This window comes from Kribbella amoyensis, from assembly GCF_007828865.1.
Classification (GTDB): Bacteria; Actinomycetota; Actinomycetes; order Propionibacteriales; family Kribbellaceae; genus Kribbella; species Kribbella amoyensis.
The window spans coordinates 1,409,507-1,429,192 of record NZ_VIVK01000001.1 but is presented as its reverse complement, the minus strand read 5'-3'; the positions used below and the strand labels follow the sequence as shown (position 1 = coordinate 1,429,192).

Sequence of the window (19,686 nt, the reverse complement as noted above, 5' to 3'; positions counted from 1 at the left end):
GGAGAGGGGATCAGCGTGTCCAGAGGAGTACTCGTCACGGGTGCCTCGCGAGGTGTCGGCGCCGAGGTGGCCAAGGTGTTCGCCGCCGGCGGCGACCGGGTCGTCCTGCACTGCCGCGGCGCCGTCGACAAGGCCGAGGCGGTCCGGCGCGAGCTCCCTGGTGAGGGGCATGCCGTGGTCGCCGCCGACCTCGGTGACGCGGACGCGATCCCTTCCCTGGTTGAGGAATCGGTGGCCGCGCTCGGCCGGATCGACGTCCTGGTGAACAACGCGGCGCTGTTCGTCGACGACCCGGTCGCCGGATCCCGCCGGATCGGGCACCCGCTCGCCGAGACGTCGTACGAGGACTGGGTGGCCGCGTGGCGCCGGACGCTCGCGGTGAACCTCGAGGGTGCGGCCCATCTGACCTGGTGTGTCGCCCGGCAGATGCTCGACACGGACCCGGCCGAGGGGGTGCGCCGCGGCGCCATCGTCAACGTCGGGTCCCGCGGGGCGTATCGCGGTGAGCCCGACGTCTCGGCGTACGGGGCCTCGAAGGCGGGGCTGCACGCGTTCGGTCAGTCGATGGCGGTCTCGCTGGCGCCGCATGACATCACGGTGACGTCAATCGCGCCCGGGTTCATCGCCACCGACATGGTCGCGCAGGGGCTGGACGGTCCGGGCGGCGACGCGATCCGGGCGCAGAGCCCGTTCGGCCGGGTCGCGACCGCCGACGAGGTGGCCGCGGCGATCCACTGGCTGGCCGCGCCCGGATCCGGGTGGTCCTCCGGCGCCGTCCTCGACTTCAACGGCGCCTCGTACCTCAGGTAGGTCAGCGGGTGACGATCTTGCTCGCCGGCGGGGCCTTGATCGTGACCGGCTTGTTGAACTCGTCCATCGTCATCACCATGCTCACGCCCTGCAGGTCGAACGACAGCCTCCGGACCAGCCGGGACGAGTCCAGCCAGAGGTCGTAGGTGAGCGTCTTCGGCACCCCGGCCGGTACCGCCTTGCCCTGGGCCTTCAGGGCGCCCGCGGTGTCGACGGTGACCGCGTACCGGTCCAGCTTGCGGCCGGCGATCGTCTCGGTGCGGACGAACTTCGCGTTGATCAGCGACTTGTCGAACGCGGCGAACGTCTTGGTCGGGTCCGCGCCGGCGGCCAATTCGGTGAACTTGGCCAGCGACGCGTCGTCCAGGTCGAGCGCGACGTACTTGCCGGCCGGGGTGACACCGGGCATCGACAGGTAGAGCTTGCCGCCGGCCATCACCACCTTGGCCTTCGCGCCGTCGAACGCGGCACCGCTCATCTCCATCGACATCGCCAGCGGCTCGGCCTGCTGGAACCCGTTCATCGTCATCAGCGTCTCGCCGCCGGCGGTCATCGTGCCGGTGGTCCGCCAGGCCTTCTGCCGGGCGAACGCCCCCTTCATCGCCGGCAGGAAGGTGACCCGGTTGAGCTGCGTGGCCGGCTGGAGGGCCTGCTGCTTCGCGACCGCGGGCTTCGACGGGGTCGACGACTCGACCGGTGCGGACGGCAGATAACCGGTCGGCTTGGGCTCGCCGCCACAGGCGGCCAGTCCGAGTGCGAGCGGCAGGAGGGCGACGGCAGCTGTCGCCCGACGACGGAACCTCACGACTTCATCCTCCCCAGGTGAACCGAGCCGTCGGATCCTACGGCCCGGAACCCCTGCCAGGGAAGAGACTTGCAGCTAGTTGCAGCGTTGGTGGTAGGTCAGCTCTCGCCGCGCTTCACCGAGGCGAGCAGCAGCTGCGCGACGTCGGCGACCTCGACCGACTCGCGGGCCGAGCCGTCGGCCTGCTTGGCGGTCAGCCCGTCGGACAGCATCACCCGGCAGAACGGGCAGCCGGTGGCGATCTTGTCGGCGCCGGTCTCGACCGCCTCGGTGGTCCGGTTCAGGTTGATCCGGCTGCCGAGCTTCTCCTCCATCCACATCCGCGCGCCGCCCGCCCCGCAGCAGAACGACTTGGTCTGGTTGCGCGGCATCTCGGCGTACTCCGCGCCCGGGATGATGTCGAGCAGTTCGCGCGGGGCGTCGTACACCTGGTTGTGCCGGCCCAGGTAGCACGGGTCGTGGTACGTGATCTTCTGGCCGTTCAGCGTGCTGTCGGCCGGCGCGACCGGGGTGAGCTTTTTCTCCCGGACCAGCCGGTTCAGCAACTGGGTGTGGTGGATGACGTCGAGCTCCACGCCGAGCTGGGAGTACTCGTTCTTCAGCGTGTTGAAGCAGTGCGCGCAGGTCGAGACGACCTTCTTCGCGCCGGTCTCCTGGAACACCTCGGCGTTCTGCATCGCCAGCTGCTGGAAGACGAACTCGTTGCCCGCCCGCCGGGCCGGGTCGCCGGTACAGGTCTCGCCGTCACCGAGGACGGCGAAGCTGACGCCGGCGATGTTGAGCAGTTCCGCGACCGCCTGGGTGGTCTTCTTCGCCCGGTCCTCGAACGCGCCCGCGCAGCCGACCCAGAACAGGTACTCGACCTCGGCCAGCGTCTCCACGTCGGTACCGACCTGCTTGACCTCGAACGGCAGGTCCTTGGCCCAGTCCATCCGGCCGGACTGGTTCATGTTCCACGGGTTGCCCTTGTTCTCCAGGCCCTTGAACAGCCCGTTCAGCTCGGACGGGAACGACGACTCGATCAGCACCTGGTACCGGCGCATGTCCATGATCGCGTCCACGTGCTCGATGTCGACCGGGCACTGCTGCACGCACGCGCCGCAGGACGTACACGCCCACAGCGCCTCCTCGTCGATCACGGCGGCATCGGCCGGACCGACCAGCGGCTTGTCCTGCTCGGCGAGCACCAGCTCGGGCAGCGACTTGCGCTCGTCGTCGTCACTCGCCAGCAGGTACGGCGCCTTGGCGTACGCGTGCTCGCGCAGGTTCATCATCACCAGCTTCGGCGACAACGGCTTCTCGGTGTTCCAGGCCGGGCACTGCGACTGGCAGCGGCCGCACTCGGTACAGGTGGTGAAGTCGAGCAGGCCCTTCCAGGTGAAGTCCTCGACCTTGCCGACCCCGAGCGCGGCGTCCTCGTCCAGCTCCTCGATGTTCTCGAAGTCGATCGGGGCGCCGTTCACCATGATCGGCTGCAGCCCGCCGAGCGCGGTCCCGCCGTCGGCCCTGCGCTTGAACCAGATGTTCGGCCAGGCGGTGAAGCGGTGCCAGGCCACGCCCATCGTCGCGTTCAGCGAGATGGTGATCATCCAGGCGAACGAGATCAGGATCTTCACCATCGCGACCAGGTAGACCGCGGTCTCCAGGCCCGACTCGCTCAGCCCGCCGAACAGCGCCTCGCCGACGAAGAACGTGGTCGGGAAGTGGAACTTCGACCCGGCGCCGAGCTCGTACTCCAGGCCGCGCAGCAACAGGATGCAGACCAGCACGCCGAGGATCGTGTACTCGACGTAGTACGCCTGCCAGGCCCGCGACCCGAAGAACCGGCTGTACCGCGCGTTCTCGCCCTTCGGCAGCTGGGTCAGCCGGATCGCGATCAGCCCGATGATCGACAGCAGCCCGGTCCAGGTGAGGAACTCGCTGACCCACTCGAAGACGAACCAGTGCCCGATCACCGGCAACGCGAAGTGCGCGTCGAAGAGCTGGCCGAACGCCGTCACCAGGCTGAGGAACAACCCGATGAAGCCGAACGCGACGAACCAGTGCAGCACACCGATGTGGCTCCACTGCAACATCCGGGTGTGGCCGAGGGTCTCCTTGGCCAGGGTGGCGGTACGCTGCCCGGGGTTGTCCGTCCGGCTGACCGGCTGACCCAGCTTGACCACGGACACCATGTGCCCGATCGTCTTGCCGAACAGCGCGATCCCGACTGCCGCGACGGCCAGCGAGACGACGATGGCGAGGATCTGCATACCAGCGATGGTATTGGTTGGTTACCGGTGAGTCATGTCGGTGTCGGCCTCATCACGCCCGCGTGTTCCGTCTCACTTCTCCGGGTACCACGGGTCAGCGGCGCGCCTTCGGCCGGTTCACCTTGACGTCCTCGAGGCAGGTCGCGCTGGTCCGCAGCCGGTCGTACCCGAGTTCCGCCCGCTCGAGCAGCTCGATCGCGACGAGTGTGCCGGTGTCGGTCGCCTCCTGGTCCGGCCGATCCGCTGGCTGCACCACCTGGCATCGCACGGTGAAGGGCCGCAGTTCGGCGTCGTAGCTGAGGCTGCCGCTCTCGGGATAGCCCGACGTCAGCAGGTCGTGCTGGTCCAGCTCCGCCCGCAGCCGGTCGCGTTGCGCCTCGCTCAGATCACGGAACTCGCCGCGCACGATGACCCGGAAGGTGCGTACCTCGGAATTCATATCCAGGACTGTATCTGAGTGAGCCGCCTCAGTCCTGCGGATTTCGGGCCAGCGCGACCCACGCCCGCGCGAGCAGGGTCACCGCGTCGACGACGGCCTCCGGCGGGACGGCGTCGGGATCGAGGGCGCGCTGGATCAGCAGGCCGTCCTCCAGCGCATGCACGATGAGCGCGAGCTGGTCGAGGTCGGCGGGAGCGGATCCGTCGGCGAAGAGTTCGGCCAGCCAGCCTTCGTGGGCCTGTCGGGCGAACCGTTCCCGGTCCCGAAGTTCCGTCCGAACCTCGGTGCCCTCGCGCGCGGCGTACAGCAGGAGTTCCAGCCGGAGCGCGAGCCATTCGGGGGTGTGCGCGGACCTCTCCTGATGCCACGCCCGCAGGCGATCCGCCGGCAGCTCACGCAGTTCGTCGTACTCGTGCCGCGTCCGCTCGGCGAGCAACGCGGCGACCACTTCGGGCTTCCCGGCGAAGTGTCCGTAGAAGGCGCCCCGGGTGTACCCGGCCCGCTCCGCGATCTGCTCGATCGACGTGCCGTTCACCCCACGATCGGCGAACAACCCGGCCGCCGCCGACAGCAACCGCTCCCGGGTCCGCGCCTGAGTCTCCGCCCGCGGTACGCGCTCACTCATGACGCGAGCCTAGGCCCGCGACGGCCTCACCCGGTCTGTCGCGAGGCCCTGTCCGTCTCGTGCTCGAGGGGGGACGCGAGGTACCGGTCCAGGGCGAGGGCCGCGGAGGCGTGGGCCCAGTTGAAGGAGCGGCTCTCGTAGTACCGGACGCTCGCGTCCCGCCCGACCAGCTCGCGGTGCCGTACGCGAATCGCGTCGACGCAGGTCGAGATCTCTTCGGGCGTGCCCAGCCGGCCGTGGATGGTGGTCTCGGCCGGGGCGACCAGGCTGATGATCAACGGGATCACGCGACCGAGATCCTGCGCCCGGGCCGTCCGGAGTTGCCGCAACGGCTCCGTGTCCTCGTCTGGGTAGAGGTCGCGCTGCAAGGCACCGGCCGGGAGCAGGCCGGCCTCGACGGCGCGCCGCAGCAACGCGTCGTCGGTACAGGTCGCCTTGACGCAGCCGATCTGTCCGCAGTCACAGGGGTACTCGGATCCCGGGACGACGAGGTGGGACACCAGACCACCGGCATCCGGCCCGTCGCCGACCAGCTCGCCGCCGCGCAGCTGGGCGACTCGGATCGAGCGTCCGACCAGCACCGTGAGGACGTCGTCGCCGGCGCCGTCCCACCAGTAGTGCTCCAGGGCCAGCGCGCGAACGTTGGGCTCCACCCGCACCGGAAGCCGGAGCCGCTCCCGAAGACGGTCCCGCAGCTCGTCGCGATCGACGTCCGCCACCAGCGGGGGCGGCTGCGCGTGGTGAACCTCGGCCCAGGGCGTGGTCACCCCGACACCGAGCACGGCCGCGGCACCGGCCTCGGTCACCACGTCGTCGATCAGCCGCGCCGCTTCCTCGATCCGCTCGTGCTGGTCGCGCCCACTCGCCGGCGCGGTCCGCCACGCGATCCGCTCGCCCCGCAAGGTGAACGCCCCGCACGACGTACTTTCCGGGTGCAGGTGGGCGCCGACCACCAGCCGCTGCTTGTCCGGGACGTCCAGCGGTACGACGGGACGTCCGGCGCCTCGGGGCGTCAACGGCGCCGCCTCTGTCAGGGCGCCGAGCTCGATCAACTCGGTCACGGTCTTCGTGATCGTGGTGAAGGTGACGCCGGTGGCCGACGCGAGCTCCTTCCGGCCGACCGGGCCCTCGCGGACGATCGCACGCATGATCGCTGAGGCCGTCGCGTTCCGCTGACGCACCATGAGCTCAGTCCGCACCGTGCCGGAAGCCACCGTTCAATCCTAGGTGCTGGCGGGGAGAAACGACGCCGTCGGCCGGCTCAGGCCGGTTGCCCGTCCGGCACCGGCGGCGGGACCGGGCCGCGCAGCAGCGGGTCGCCGGTCTCGAGCATCCAGCGGTCGAGTCGTTCGGCGAGGTCGGCCTGAACCGTCGCCACCGTCGGGTCGCCGGCCAGGTTGCGGAGTTCGTGCGGGTCGAACATCAGGTCGTGCAGCCGGACGCCTGGTACCGTCTGCTCTGCCCAGCCGGCCTCCACCCACAGGGTCTTGCTGCCCGAGGCGTCCACGTTCTCGAGGTTCGGCCGGCTCTGGTCGTCGAACGACCGGATGTACAGCCACCGGTCGGTACGGATCGCCCGCTGGGGTTGGTAGGCGGCGTGGTAGGTGATCTCGGCAAACGTCTCGTCCCGCACGGATCGGCCCTCCAGCGTCGGCAGCAGCGAACGCCCCTGCAGCCACGACGGCGGCTCGATGTCGAGCAGCTCGCACAGGGTCGGGAACACGTCGACCTGGCTGACCAACGAGTCGACAGCGAGACCACTCGGCAGACCGGGCCCGCGCAGCATCATCATCACCCCGGTGCCGGTCGCGCCAAGCGTGCACTTCATCCCCGGCATCGCCAGGCCGTGGTCGGTCGTCACCAGGACGATGGTGTTGTCGGCCAGGCCCTGCTCCTGCAACGTGTCCAGCACCGCGCCGAGCGTCCGGTCCACCTGGTCGGCGGCCGCGTGGAACGACGCCATGTCGCGCCGCGTGGCCGTTGCGTTCGGCATCGTCGGCGCCGGAGCGGTCCATCGTTCGTCACCGGCGGGGTGCCCGAAGAGCCACTCGGTGTCCCGCATGGTGTGCGTCTCCAGCAGGCCGACCGAGAGGAAGAACGGCTGGTCGTGAGGCCGCCGCAGATAACTCACCGCGGCCTCACGACGGGCCGGTGCCAGCCTGTCCGCCGTCGGCAGCTCCTCGTGGTACCCGATGGTCCGCGTCGCCGCCTCCGGGCCACTGGCTTCGTGCTGGACGCCGATCAGCGCGGACGTGTACCCGTGCCGGTGCAGCGTGTGGACCAGGTGCTGGTCGTAGTCGTTCAGCTCATGCCCGCGATGGGAGAGGCCCAGCATTCCCGCGCTGTGCGCCCACTGTCCGGTGAGCAGTCCGGCCCGGCTGGGCGAGCAGGTCGGCGCGACCGAGTGCGCGTTCCGGAACACCACCGACTCCTCGGCGAACGCCTGCAACCGCGGTGTCCGGATCGGCGCACCGTAGGGCTCGATGTATCTCCCGGTGTCGTGCGTGTGGAAGTAGACGATGTTCGGTCGGCTCATCTTCGGGCTGCTCCTCCTGGACGGACCCGCCGGTCAGCGGGACGACTTGAGTTCCGCGTTCAGCTCTTCGGCGATCTTGTCGCCGCCTGCGCTCTTCCACTTCTTGACCGCCGGCGCCCAGTCGGACACCTTTTTGCGGCCCTGGATGATGTCTTCGGACACCGTGGTGATGTCGCGGTTGATCTGCGCACCCTTCCGGCTGCTGGTCTCGGAGTACAGACCGTCGACCGGGTTGGCCAGCGCCTTGGGACAGATCTCCTTCATCGCGTTGAAGCAGGCCTCCGTACTGCCCTTCCGCTCAGGCAGGAAGATCGCCCACGGCCCGTCCGCCTGGTACTGCAGGGCGAGCTGCGTCTCGCTGAAGCCCTTCTTCGTCAGCACCGGGTCGCCGTCGCGCACCTGGTAGTCGATGCCCTTGATGCCGTACTTGCGGAACAGGTACTCGCTCGTCCCGAACGGAGCGGCCAGGTAGTTCAGGTACGCCAGCATCGTCTCCACCCGGTCCTCGGCCGACTTGCTGACGGCCGTGACCGAGAGCGTCGGGGCGCCCAGCCAGGTGTGGCCGTCGCCGGATCCGTCGTGCGCCGGTGGGGGGATGATCGCGATCTCCGCCTCCTCGTCCATCGTCTGCAGGTACGTCGGCCACCCGCTGAAGGTCGCCACCACCAACGGGCCGGTGCCGTTGCCGAACCGCGTCTTGCGGTCCTGGTTCTGGCTGGTGAACGCCTCGGGATGAACGTAGCCCGACTTCCACAGCTGCTGAACCAGCGCGAGGGCTTCCTGCTGGGCCGGATCCTCGAAGCCGCTGACCAGTTTGCCGTCGGCCTCCTTCCAGGAGTTCGCGATCCCGAACATGTTCCGGACGAACCCGGTGGGCAGATCGGCCAGGGCGAACCGGTTCTTCCGCTTGTCGGTGAGGGCCTTGCAGAGCTGCACGAAGTCGTCGGCGCTCTTCAGCTCGGCGGGGAGACCCTGCGCGTCCAGGATGTCCTTGCGCGCGTACAGCACCTCGGAACTGATCGCGCCGCGCGGGATCGGGACGCCGTAGATCTTGCCATCGAAGATCGCCGCGTTCCAGCTGGTCTCGGGCAGGTTGGCCAGGTACGGGTACTTCTTGATGTTGTCGCCGGACAGGTGCGGGGTCAGGTCAACGGCCTTGGCCGCGAGCATCTGCGGCTTCTGCGGGATGTTGCCGATCGAGAAGAGGTCGCCGAGGGTGCCGCCGGCCACGGCCGTGGCGAACTTCTGGCTGTAGTCCACCGACGGCGTGAGATTCAGCCGCACCGGGGACCCGACCCGCTCGTTGAACTGCTGCCAGAACGCGTTCTGTGGCAGGCTCGGCGGGATCGGCGTGTTCGTACTGGTCATCACCTCGATCGGCTTGCCGTCACCCGGCGGCTCGGTGATCGCCTGCACGGGGTCGGCCGGGTAGCGGAGGAACCCGTCGGGGATGCCGTACGGCTCGCCCGGCAGGTCGGCCTTGACGCCGTCGTACCGCACGTAGGCCGGCCGGACCTTCGCCTTCGCGGCGGAGTCGTTGGATCCGGACGTACCGCCGCGGCCGGCGTTGGAGCAACCGGTCACGGTCGCCGACACCGCGAGCGCCGCGCCGGCTCCGAGCACCGTCCGGCGGGACAACGGCTGTGAATCGAACTTCGGCATGATGGTCAGACCTTCCACGGTGAAGGAGCGGGACAGGGTGCTGCGGAGTTTCGTCAGCCCTTCACGGCGCCGGTCAGGACGCCCTTGGCGAAGTGCCGCTGGATGAAGGGATAGACGCAGAGGATCGGGACGACCGAGATCATCAGGATCGCCATCTGGATCGTCGTCTGCGGCGGGAGCGACTCGGATCCGATGCCGAGGTCCTGGCCGCCGAGTTCGACGCCGTTCACGACGTAGGTCCGCAGCACCAGCTGCAGCGGCCACTTGGCGGAGTCGTTCAGGTAGAGCAGCGCGCTGAAGAAGCTGTTCCAGTAGCCGACGCCGTAGAACAGGCCGACCACGGCCACGACGGCCTTGGACAGCGGGAGCCCGATGTGGCGGAACATCTTCCACTCCGACGCCCCGTCGACCCGGGCGGCGTCGAGGATCTCGGCCGGCAGACCGGTGAAGAACGAGCGCACCACGATGACGTTGAACGCGCTGACACAGGTCGGGACGATCACCGACCACAGGCTGTCCAGCAGGCCGAACTGCTGCACGACGAGATAGGTCGGGATCAGGCCCGGGTTGAAGAGCAGGCTGACCAGGACCAGCATCAGCAGCGGCTTGTTGCCGAGTGTGCCGCGCCGGCTGAGCGCCCAGCCCAGTGTGCAGGTCAACACGAGCGAGATCGTGGTCCCGACGACGGTGACGAAGCCGCTGACCAGGAGCGCCTGAGTGACGGTCCCGCCGGCGAAGATGGAGCGGTACGCCGACAGGTCGATGCCGTGCTTCGGGAACAGCACGAACCCGCCGGCCCGGTTCACTTCCTCGGGCGTCGCCAGACTGGTCGAGATCACCGCGACGAACGGGACCACGACCAGCGCGCTGATCACGGTCAGGAAGATCCCCTTGACGATCCGCTCCGGCATCCCCGGCCGGGGCATACCGTCGATCACGGCCTGCCGGCGTGGTCCGGTGGGAGGAGCGGTCGAGGGCTTGACCGGTGCCAGGGTTGTCATCCGCGGTAGATCCCTTCCTCGCCGAGCCGATGGGCGAGCTTGTTGGCGGCCAGGACCAGCGCGAGGCCGATCAGCCCCTTCACGAGCCCGACCGCCGCCGAGACTCCCCAGGCGCCGCCGAGGATGCCGTTGTTGTAGACGTAGGTGTCCAGCACCTCGCTGGCCTCGGTACCGACCGCTGGTTGCTGCAGGATGATCTGCTCGAAGCCGACCGACAGCGAGTCACCGAGCTTGAGGATCAGCAGCAGGATGATGATCGGCCGCAGGCCCGGCAGGGTGACGTGCAGGATCTGCTGCCAGCGGCTCGACCCGTCGACGGCGGAGGCCTCGTAGAGCGAGCGGTCGATCTGGGACAGCACCGCCAGGAAGAGGATCGTCGCCCAGCCGGTGTCCTTCCACATCACCTGCGAGGTGAGCAGGGCCCGGAACGCCTCGGCGTTGCCGATGATGTGCACCGGGTCCAGGCCGTGGCTGCGGAGCCAGTTGTTGATCATGCCGGTGCCGCCGAGCACCTGCTGGAAGATCGCGACCACGATCACCCAGGACATGAAGTGCGGCAGGTAGAGGATCGACTGCACCAGCTGCCGGAGCCGGTTCGACAGCAGGGTGTGCAGCGTGATCGCGACCACGATCGGCGCCGGGAACACGATCACGGTCTGGATCAGGGTCAGGATCAGCGTGTTCTTGACCGCGTTCAGGAACTCCGGATCGCCGTTGCCGACGACCGCGAAGTTCTGCACGCCGTTCCAGAGACTCTTGCCGATCCCGAGGTAGGGCTGGAAGTCCTGGAAGGCGATGACGTTGCCGTAGAGCGGGTAGTACTGGAACGCGAGGATGATCAGCATCCCCGGGATCGCCAGCACCAGCACCGGATAGTCGCGCAGCAGTCGCGCACCGAACGACAACGATCGCCGCCGTCGGGCCCCGCGCGCGGCAGGCCGTTCGCTCGCTGTGTGCTCCATGGACAAACCCATCGTGTGAAACCCCTGTGTGTACAGGGGAAAAGGTCGGTTGGTCGCTGCTGGAGCCCTCGCTACGGGCTCCCGGTCCGGACAGCCAGGACGAGATTTGCATCGCAGCCAATAATTTGTCAAGGGCATATTTTTAATACGCGCTTGATAAGATGCGGACGCGATGGGCCCACGTCGCCCGAACAGCTCGCCCACTCCCGTGGACCACCTCTGACAGGAGGCCAGGAATGCTGTCACCCGAACGCAGGATCGCTCGACGTCACTTGCTCGCAGGCTCGGTCGCCGCCGTCGGCGCGACCGTCGTCGCCGGCGCCGGTACCTCGGCGCAAGCAGCCGGACCACGGTCCCTCCACCGCGCACCAGCGCTGGACCTGGACCCGACGAGCTATCTCGAACTCGATGCCGACTTCCTCGGCACCCAGACCGCGCACTACCCCCGGATCAAGAAGATGCGGGACGGCCGGTTCGTCCTCTTCTACCAGAGCTCTCAGCACTCCTGGAGCGTCTACTGGACGACCAGTCGTGATCTGAAGACCTGGGACAAGCCGCGGTTGTTGTTCGCGACGCGCAAGATCCTCGACGGCGCGGACGACCTTTGCTTCGCCACCGCCGACGGCTGTGTCCTGGACAACGGCGACGTCCTGGCCGTGTGTTCGTTCCGGTCCAACCTCCACTTCAGTACCGCCATGGACCTCGACGGGCTGGTCCTGCGCCGCAGTGTCGATCACGGCCGTACCTGGCAAGCGGAGCAGGTGATCTACACCGGCGCGAACTGGGAGCCGTTCGTCCACCAGACCGACAGCGGTGAGGTCCAGGTCTACTTCACCCACAGCGCGCCGAAGATGGCCGTCGAGAAGACCAAGGGCTCGACCGGTGTCGGGATCATCCGGTCCCGCGACCGGGGACGGACGTGGACTCCACACGTCCGCGAGTACCCGTACGCCGCCGATCGGGTGGCGCAGCAGTACACCCGCACCACCGACACCGGCGTGCGGATGTTCACCGACCAGATGCCCAGCGCGCTGCAGATCCGGCCGCACGGGCGGATCGCGTTGGCGATGGAGTCCCACCTCGCCAACGGGAAGTACATGATCTCGTTGGCGTACACCGCGAGGAACTGGCCCGACAAGCTGGCCATGAACGAACCCGGGCCCGCGGATCGCCAGGACAACCTGTTCCTGGGGGCGGGTCCGTATCTGGCCCGCTTCCCGTCCGGTGAATCGGTGCTCGCCTACAACCAGGGTTCCCGGCAGTACCTCCGGCTCGGCGACCGGGAGGCTCGCGAGTTCGGTGACCCCGTGACGTTCCTGCCGGGTACCGGGTTCTGGGGGTCGATCGAGTTGGCCGGACCCCGCCGGCTGGTGACCACGATGGCCAACGTCCGGCCGGATGGCAACAAGATCATGCTCGGCGTACTCGATCTAGCGAAGCGTTAGCTAATCCGTATTAGCTTCTTGACTGCTGCCAGCGCAGCCGGATTCGATGGGGCCTTACCCAGCATCGACGACCACCAGTGAGGTGCACTCGTGTCCGACTCAGAATCCGGTGTTTCCCGACGGAAGGTGCTGCTCGGCACCGCGGCGGTCATCCCCGCGTACCTCAGCGCGTCGGCGGTCGCCCGGGCCGAACCGGCGCAACCAGGGCAAGCGGGGGTGGCCGCCGCGAGCAGCGACTTCGACACGCTGCGACTGCAATGGCTGGCGACGCTGGTCGTCTCGGAGCCCGGCGATCCTGTGGTGGCCAAGTACGTGCGTGACTCCGCGGCGGTCGCGGAGGAGCTCTGGCGGTCGATGAACACCGCGCCCGATCGCACCTACCTGTGGGCTGATCTCGACAGCACCACCATTCCCGCCGTGCAGCGCAACAACATCGGCCGGCTGCGGCAACTGGCGTTGGCGCTCAAGTCCCCGGGCTCGTCGATGGCCGGTGATCCGAAGCTCGCGGCGGACCTGCTGTCCGCGCTGGACTGGTTCCTCGCGAAGAAGTACGGCGTCAGCGAGCTGTACGGCGGCTGGTGGGACTGGCAGATCGGGATCCCGCTGGCCCTCAACGACTTCTGCGTACTCCTGTACGACGAGCTGTCCGCCGCCCAGCTCTCGACGGCGATGAATGCCATTCGGCGGTACCTGCCGGATCCTCGCCACATCGGCTCCGGACCGTCGACCGGAGCGAACCTGAACTGGACCTCGGCGGTGACCCTGCTGCGCGGCGCACTGAGCCGGGACGCGAGCACGATCAGGGCCGCCAAGTCCGCCTGGGCCGGGGTGCTGACCTACTCCACCAGCGGCGACGGCTTCTACACCGACGGCGGCTTCATCCAGCACGTCAACTACTCCTACAACGGCAGCTACGGCGTCTCCCTGCTGCAGTACCTGACCTACGGTGTGGTCGCGGCCCGCAACACACCCTGGGCCTTCACCGCCGGCGCCGTCGAGCGGATCGCCACCTGGGTGCAGGACAACTACCTGCCGTGGATCTACCGGGGCGCGTTCATGGACATGACCCGCGGGCGAGCGTTGTCCCGCTTCTACGAAACAGACCAGCGCATCGGCCGGCTCACGTCCGCGACGCTGTTGCAGTTGGCCGACGCTCTTCCCGCGGAGCAGGCCCGGCAGGTTCGGTCGCAGGTCAAGAGCCATCTGAGAGAGGACAGCTTCCTCCCGTTCTTCGAGTACGACCCGGTTCCGATCGAGCAGGTGCGCCTGCCTTCGATCGCCCAGGGACGCGCGGTGCTGGCCGACCCCTCGATCCCGGCGGCGGGCGCCCTGGTGACGACCCGCGTCGCGACGTCGATGGCTCGCGCGGTGCATCGCCGGCCCGGCTTCGCCTACAGCGTCGCGATGGACCGGCACGCGATCTACTCGTTCGAGACCGCGAACAAGGAGAACGTCGAGGGCTGGTACACCGGCGAGGGCGCGGTCTACGTGTACGTGCCTGGCCAGGTGGGCCAGTGGGCCGACAGGTACTGGCCGACCGTGGATCGGTACCGGATCCCCGGGGTCACGCGAGATCGCCGAACGCTTCCCGCTGGGGTCAAGCGATACACCTTCAACGACTGGGCCGGCGGTGCCGTCCTCGACAACAGGGCCGCCCTTGGCATGCAGCTCGATCCGAAGGGTCAGACGCTGCGCGGGAACAAGTCCTGGTTCTGTGTCGACGACGCAGTGGTGTGCCTGGGGTCGGCGATCTCGAGTACCGACGGGTTCGGCGTCGAGACCGTCGTCGACAATCGCGCCATCGGCGAGAACGGGGCAGCACAGCTGACGGTCGACGGCCGCCCGATCGCGTTCGGGGCCGGCGGTACTCCGATCCGGCGCGCGGCGAGCTGGGCCCATCTCGACCGGGTCGGGGGATACGTGTTCCCGGAACGCACGCCGGTCGACATCCTTCGCGAGGACCGCTCCGGGCGCTGGACGGACATCGATCGTCGCGGCGTGTACGAGGACGATGCGCTGTACACCCGCCGGTTCGTGACCCTGTGGGTCGACCACGGCACAGATCCCACCGACGCCCGGTACGCGTACGTGCAGTTGCCGGGGGCATCGGCCGCGGAGACGCAGCGCTTCGCGCGCCGCGGCGCGATCGAGGTGCTGGCCAACACTCCGGATGTGCACGCGGTGGCGCGACGCGATCTCGGGCTGACGATGGCCAACGTCTGGAAGCCCGGTACGCCCGAGGTGGGCGGGATCCGCGTCGACCGCACCGCCTCGGTCGTCGTGACCACCCAGCGGGGCGTCCTCACCGTCGGCGTCTGTGATCCGACGCAGTTGCTGACCGGGGACGTCACCGTGGAGATCGCGGTCCCGGTCAGCCGGTACCTCGGCGGTGATCCGGAGGTCCGGGCGGCTCGCCGGGAACGGTCGGCGGTCGTGACCGTGGACATGACCGGGTCAGCCGGTCGGACGTTCGTCGCGCGCTTCCTGCGCTGACAGAATTCCTGCGCTGACAAAGCCGAGGGCCGGTCGAGCGGGTGCTCGGCCGGCCCTCGCGGGGTGGTTCGGAGTTACTTGGTGCCGAAGACCTGCAGTTCCGTCATGTCGGTGAACTGGCAGCCGCCGTAGGCGCCGGCCGGGCAGTTCGTCGCGAAGTCGGGGACCTGCGGGCTGAGCATCCAGAACCGGACGTACTGGACGTTCGTGGCGTTGGCGCTCGGGGTGAGCTCGGTGTACTTGCCGCGGTTGGCGGCGGTGAACTCGCCCTCCTGGGCCGGGGCCCAGGTGGTGCCGTCGGCCGAGGTCTCGATCCGGTACTTGCCGGTCGAGGCCGAGCCCGGGTCGCCACAGGTGTTCGACGGGTCGACCGAGAACTTGGTCACGGTCACTTTCGACGGCAGCTTGATGTCGATGTGCTTCGGGACCATCACGTTCGTCGGGGTGCCGTTGTCGTCACCGGTGGTGCTGCCCCAGCCGGTGCCCTGGCTGGAGTCGATGGCGTAGTCCGGGCCGCAGGACGGGCTGAAGTCCGGCCCGTTGAACTTGGCCACGGTGCCGCCGCCGGAGGCCGCGGCCCAGTTGCGCCGCGGCGAGAAGTTCGCCGTGGTGCCGTTGGACTTGACCGCGAGCGGAGCACCCAGCACCTCGTACCCGGCGCCGGAGACGACGAACTTGCCGTAGGTGCCCGGCAGCACGCCGTCGATCTTGTACTTGCCGTCGGCACCGGTCACGGCGGAGTAGTCGCCCGCGTAGCCGGAGGCGTGGCCGCCGATGAAGACGAGCGCGCCGGGGACCGGGGCGCCGGTGTCCTTGTCGGTCACCTGGCCGGTGATGCTGGTGGTCTTGCCCGTTGGCGGGACGTGGAAGTCCTCGACCGGGTTCGCGTCGCCGCCGTCCAGCACACCGGCGAACCAGCCCATGCCACGGTTCGCGAAGACCTGCCAGATGATGCCCGCGTTCTTGCCGCCGGAGGCGACCAGGTCGGCCTGCACGATCGCGTTCCGCATGTCCAGCATGGTCGGGTCCGCGGCGGACAGCTCCATCGCCCGGGTGATCAGGCTGAGCGCGTACGCCCGGCCGAACCGCTCGCGCAGGTCCCACAGGGCCTGCGCCCAGACCTCACCGGAGGAGTGCACCTCCGGCGTCCCGCCGATGGTCGGGAAGTCGCCGTAGGTGTAACCGCCCTGCGAGCCGTCGATGCCGACACAGGTCGGCGCCTTGGCCTTCACCCGGCAGTCGATCGCCTGGGTCCGGAACAGCTCGCCGTGCGCGACGTACTTGCCCTCGAGCACCTCGCCCGGGGCGACGGTGTCCTTCTCCAGGCCGTGCGAGACCAGGTAGTCCATCGCGTAGAAGTCGCTCCACGCCTCACCCATCGAGCCGGCCTGGATGCTGTTCAGCGTCGAGTTGCCGGTGGCGTCGACGACCAGGCGGTTCGACAGGCCGTGGGTGTACTCGTGGTAGAGCACGCTGGCGTCGTTGCCCGAGCTGCTCGGCACGAACGGGTCCTGCTCGTCCGACGCACCGGGCTGGTGGAACAGGTACATCTGCATGGTCGGCGGGGTGCCGTCCGGCGGGGTGGACATGTTCGCGTTGTCGACATGGTTCGCGTCCGGCAGACCGTTCGCGGTGTTCGCGCCGTCGAGCGCGTTCAGCAGCACCGGGTCGCCGCCGTCGGCGTCGAACGAGCCGGCCGCCTTGGTGAAGCTGATCGGCGGCTTGGCCAGCCAGTCGTGGAAGTTGCTGGCCAGGTAGAACGCGTTGGTGACGTCCTGGTTCAGGTTGGTGCGCCAGGAGTTCGGCTTGGCCGGGTCCCAGGTGCAGATGAACTCCGCCGAGCAGAACGACGACGCGTCCGGGAAGCTGGTGAGCTTGTACTCCGCGCCGGTCTTGGTGCCCGGGACCTTGACGGTCTCGTCGGCGTTCGGCTGGTTGTCGTCGTTGATGTCGGCCCAGGCCGCCACCGAGGTGCCCTCGAGCAGCGTCTTGGCGTTCTTCGGCAGCCACTTGTTGTAGATCAGGTTCTCGACCCGCTGGGTGCCGCCCTTGGCCGCGCCCGGGTAGTTGTCCTGGACCAGCGCGTCACCGTTGCCCTCGGCCACCAGGTCCCGGCGGTACAGCAGGCCGCCGGTCTGGGCGTCGATCACGTGGCTGTAGATCAGCGAGCCGCCGGCGTTGACGTAGGTCGTCCAGGCCTTGCGCAGGCCGTTCGCGGTGTGGAACCAGACCGGCTTGGCGGTGTCGCCGTTCGCCCACTTGGTGGTCGCGCCGGACTTGCTCGCCTTGGCCGCCTTCGCCTTGCCGCCGATGTCCTCGGCCGCGGCCGAGCGGGCGCCGTCGGCGCTGACCGACGGGGCGGCCGAGCGGGACCTCGCCTGCGCGGTGAGCCCGGCGATCGGGGCGCCCTGCAGCGAGATCAGCTTGCCGTCCTTGGTGACGTTCGCCTTCAGGCCGTTGCCGAAAACCTCGATCCCGTCGACCTCCTGGACCCAGGAGATGTGGTGCGTGCCCAGGTCGTCGACGTAGTCGCGGCGCAGCTTGAGCGTGCCGAGGTCGGCCGCGGAGAGCTTGAAGACCTCCGGGTGGGCCTTCACGTAGTCGAGCGCGATCTGGCTGGCCTTCTTGCTGCTCGCGGCGGTGAGGAAGCCGTTCAGCTTGGTCACCTGGGCGGGGGTGCCGGTGTTCGCGTCGACGTCCACGATGCCCTGGGTGCCGAGCGAGTCACGGAACTTCGCCGAGCTCGCGGTCTCCTTGCCGACCACCTTGGCGGCGCGGGCGTAGGTCGCGCGGGCGTCCGGCGTCCGGGCGTCGTAGTTGCCCTTGCGCTCCTTCTTGGCGATCGACTTCGCGCCGGTCTCGCCGGGGGCCTGGTCCGGGGTCGCGGTGGTGGCGGCCGAGGCGCCGCCGCCGGCGGCTACCGCCAGCAGGGCGGTGGCAGACACGGCGGAGACTGCGAGCAATCCCCGTCCTTTGCCTGAAACTTTCACAGCAACGCTCCATGGAGTTGTGTCGCGCGGGTCGCCCTCCACGACCCGTCCGGGCCCGACCCTAAGCCTGTGGGTGGGCCCGGGGAAGGGAAATCGGCGGAATCAGGGTGAGACGAGGGACTTCCTTCGTGCGCGCAACACCACGAAGAGCGACGAGAAGATGGTCGCTCCGAGCAACGAAGCGGACGCGAGGAGTGTCGCCTGTCCAGGGTGCACGATCGACTCGCCGCGCTCGGCCTGCCAGGTCACCAGCCAGACCAGCCCTCCGTACGCCGCGGCGCCGATCGCGACCAGGGCCGTCCGCGGGGCCTCCGGCCGGAGCGCGGGGTACCGGCGGGCCAGCAGAAGGAGGCCCAAGGCAAGCAACGGGATCGCCTGCAGCGCGTGCACGCCGAGGAAGTGGCCGATCCGCAGGTCGCCGGCCTCGGTGCTCCACCCGGTGACCGGCAGGCCCGGTCCGCCGTCCTCGACGCCGACCGAGTGGGCGCCGAAGAAGTCCTCCCGGCCGGTCTCGTCCATCGCCCGCTGCTGGGCCGGCGTCGCCCGGAACATCAGGTTGCCGAGCAGCATGCCGGCCAGCGTGGTACTGAGGGCGAGTCGGATGCTCCATCGCAACGCACGGTCACCGGGCCGGTCGAACAGCAGTTGGATCGCGACCACCAGGACGGCGGCCCAGATCGCGTACACCGTGCCGGCCATGATGTCGTGGATCAGCTGGTCCGTCGGCGTCGACATGTTGAAGTGCAGTTGCCGGCCGCGGACCACGACCTGGCCGACGATCAGCACCATCTCGGCCGCGACCCCGACGGCGACCACGGTGCCCATCCACCAGCCCAGCCGGCGGCGCTTGGTCTGCAGGGACAACATCCACGCCAGCGTCGCGCAGTACACGGCGAAGCTGATCATGAACTTCAGCGGCTTCATCCAGAGCGGATGGCCGAGCAGGTCGCGGTCGTCGAACAGGGCGCCGCCGATGCCGACGAGGGTCAGAACGGCGAGCGCGGCGGCGACGACGAGCAGTGGGCGATGGAGGCGGTGCGGCCCGATCGGCAGGACCGAGCGGGCGGTGGACGGCGAGACGGTCGTGGTCATGGCTCGATCCTCGGGACCGCGGGCGGTGTCCACAGGAGCGTTGAGCCCCGCACGCGAGGTGGAGCTGGACCTACCCTGAGAACACCCTGATTTCGATTTCCCGCCGAGCTCCCGGAGGTCCCTGGTGCTGCGTCAACCGTTGATCCACCCGCCGTTGCTGAACGCGCTGGCCCGGGCCGGGCACGGCTCCGTCGTCCTGCTGGCCGACGGCAACTATCCGTACGCGACCGCGGTGGCGCCGGCGGCCGAGACGGTCTGGCTGAACCTGCGGCCCGGCCAGATCCCGGTCGACGACGTCCTCGAGACCCTGCTCGGCGTGGTCCCGATCGAGGCGGCCCGGGTGATGGCGACCGACGACGGTACTGAACCGGACGTGTACGGCCGCTTCCGCGAACTGCTGCCCGGCATCGCCCTCCAACCGTTGGCGCGCGCCGACTTCTACGCCACCGCCCGCGGCCCCGAGCTGGCCGTCGCGGTGGCCACCGGCGAGCAACGTCTGTACGCCAACATCCTGCTCACCTTGGGTGTTGTGGTCTGAACCATTTGATCGAACACCCTTGACAGAGGTGATGCG

General features: G+C 68.8%; 15 protein-coding genes. 4 read left to right on the top strand and 11 right to left on the bottom strand.

The genetic code is table 11. The features are described 5' to 3' along the window. The first annotated feature begins 15 nt into the window (after nt 1–15). On the top strand, nt 16–810 hold the full coding sequence (locus tag FB561_RS06850; RefSeq protein WP_238334684.1) for an SDR family NAD(P)-dependent oxidoreductase: 795 nt from the start codon (nt 16–18) through the stop codon (nt 808–810). Between the two features lies 1 nt (nt 811). On the opposite strand, the gene FB561_RS06845 is transcribed toward FB561_RS06850, so the two are convergent. From FB561_RS06845 to FB561_RS06805, 9 genes are all read right to left on the bottom strand, one after another. Further along, a complete protein-coding gene (locus FB561_RS06845; protein WP_145804193.1) occupies nt 812–1,615 on the bottom strand; it encodes an SCO4651 family lipoprotein in 804 nt (267 codons plus the stop codon). Between the two features lie 98 nt (nt 1,616–1,713). Next, entirely contained in the window at nt 1,714–3,867 is a 2,154-nt protein-coding gene (locus tag FB561_RS06840; protein WP_145804191.1) for a (Fe-S)-binding protein, read from the bottom strand. 94 nt (nt 3,868–3,961) lie between these two features. Further along, nucleotides 3,962–4,306, bottom strand: a complete 345-nt coding sequence (locus tag FB561_RS06835; RefSeq protein ID WP_145804189.1) for a DUF6204 family protein — start codon at nt 4,304–4,306, stop codon at nt 3,962–3,964. A 28-nt stretch (nt 4,307–4,334) separates the two neighbouring features. Continuing rightward, on the bottom strand, nt 4,335–4,931 hold the full coding sequence (locus tag FB561_RS06830) for a TetR/AcrR family transcriptional regulator (RefSeq protein ID WP_145804187.1): 597 nt from the start codon (nt 4,929–4,931) through the stop codon (nt 4,335–4,337). Between the two features lie 26 nt (nt 4,932–4,957). Beyond that, a complete protein-coding gene (locus FB561_RS06825) occupies nt 4,958–6,079 on the bottom strand; it encodes an ROK family protein (RefSeq protein ID WP_170284591.1) in 1,122 nt (373 codons plus the stop codon). Nucleotides 6,080–6,192: 113 nt separating this feature from the next. Next, nucleotides 6,193–7,467: a sulfatase family protein gene (locus FB561_RS06820; RefSeq protein ID WP_145804183.1), complete on the bottom strand. Its 1,275-nt coding sequence runs from the start codon at nt 7,465–7,467 to the stop codon at nt 6,193–6,195. Nucleotides 7,468–7,500: 33 nt separating this feature from the next. Then, nucleotides 7,501–9,129 carry an extracellular solute-binding protein gene (locus tag FB561_RS06815; RefSeq protein ID WP_145804181.1) on the bottom strand — a complete coding sequence of 543 codons (1,629 nt, stop codon included), beginning with the start codon at nt 9,127–9,129 and terminating at the stop codon, nt 7,501–7,503. Nucleotides 9,130–9,182: 53 nt separating this feature from the next. Next, nucleotides 9,183–10,130, bottom strand: a complete 948-nt coding sequence (locus tag FB561_RS06810) for a carbohydrate ABC transporter permease (protein WP_238334683.1) — start codon at nt 10,128–10,130, stop codon at nt 9,183–9,185. Next, on the bottom strand, nt 10,127–11,092 hold the full coding sequence (locus tag FB561_RS06805; protein WP_170284590.1) for an ABC transporter permease: 966 nt from the start codon (nt 11,090–11,092) through the stop codon (nt 10,127–10,129). Before FB561_RS06805 ends, FB561_RS06810 begins: the two co-directional genes overlap by 4 nt. Nucleotides 11,093–11,328: 236 nt before the next feature. On the opposite strand from FB561_RS06805, the gene FB561_RS06800 reads away from it, so the two are divergent. Together FB561_RS06800 and FB561_RS06795 are read left to right on the top strand one after the other, a co-directional pair. Further along, nucleotides 11,329–12,537, top strand: a complete 1,209-nt coding sequence (locus FB561_RS06800) for an exo-alpha-sialidase (RefSeq protein WP_170284589.1) — start codon at nt 11,329–11,331, stop codon at nt 12,535–12,537. A gap of 90 nt (nt 12,538–12,627) precedes the next feature. Further along, nucleotides 12,628–15,030, top strand: coding sequence for a polysaccharide lyase 8 family protein (locus tag FB561_RS06795; RefSeq protein WP_145804177.1), 2,403 nt, complete (start codon nt 12,628–12,630; stop codon nt 15,028–15,030). A 74-nt stretch (nt 15,031–15,104) separates the two neighbouring features. Here the strand turns inward: FB561_RS06795 and FB561_RS06790 are convergent, their stop codons facing one another. After that, on the bottom strand, nt 15,105–17,975 hold the full coding sequence (locus FB561_RS06790) for a M36 family metallopeptidase (RefSeq protein WP_238334682.1): 2,871 nt from the start codon (nt 17,973–17,975) through the stop codon (nt 15,105–15,107). Nucleotides 17,976–18,122: 147 nt separating this feature from the next. Then, nucleotides 18,123–19,112, bottom strand: coding sequence for a hypothetical protein (locus FB561_RS06785; RefSeq protein ID WP_145804174.1), 990 nt, complete (start codon nt 19,110–19,112; stop codon nt 18,123–18,125). 124 nt (nt 19,113–19,236) lie between these two features. Between FB561_RS06785 and FB561_RS06780 the strand changes: the two genes are divergently transcribed. Further along, nucleotides 19,237–19,650 (top strand): RbsD/FucU family protein, encoded by a 414-nt coding sequence (locus FB561_RS06780; RefSeq protein ID WP_145804172.1) that lies wholly within the window; start codon nt 19,237–19,239, stop codon nt 19,648–19,650. Nucleotides 19,651–19,686 lie beyond the last annotated feature (36 nt).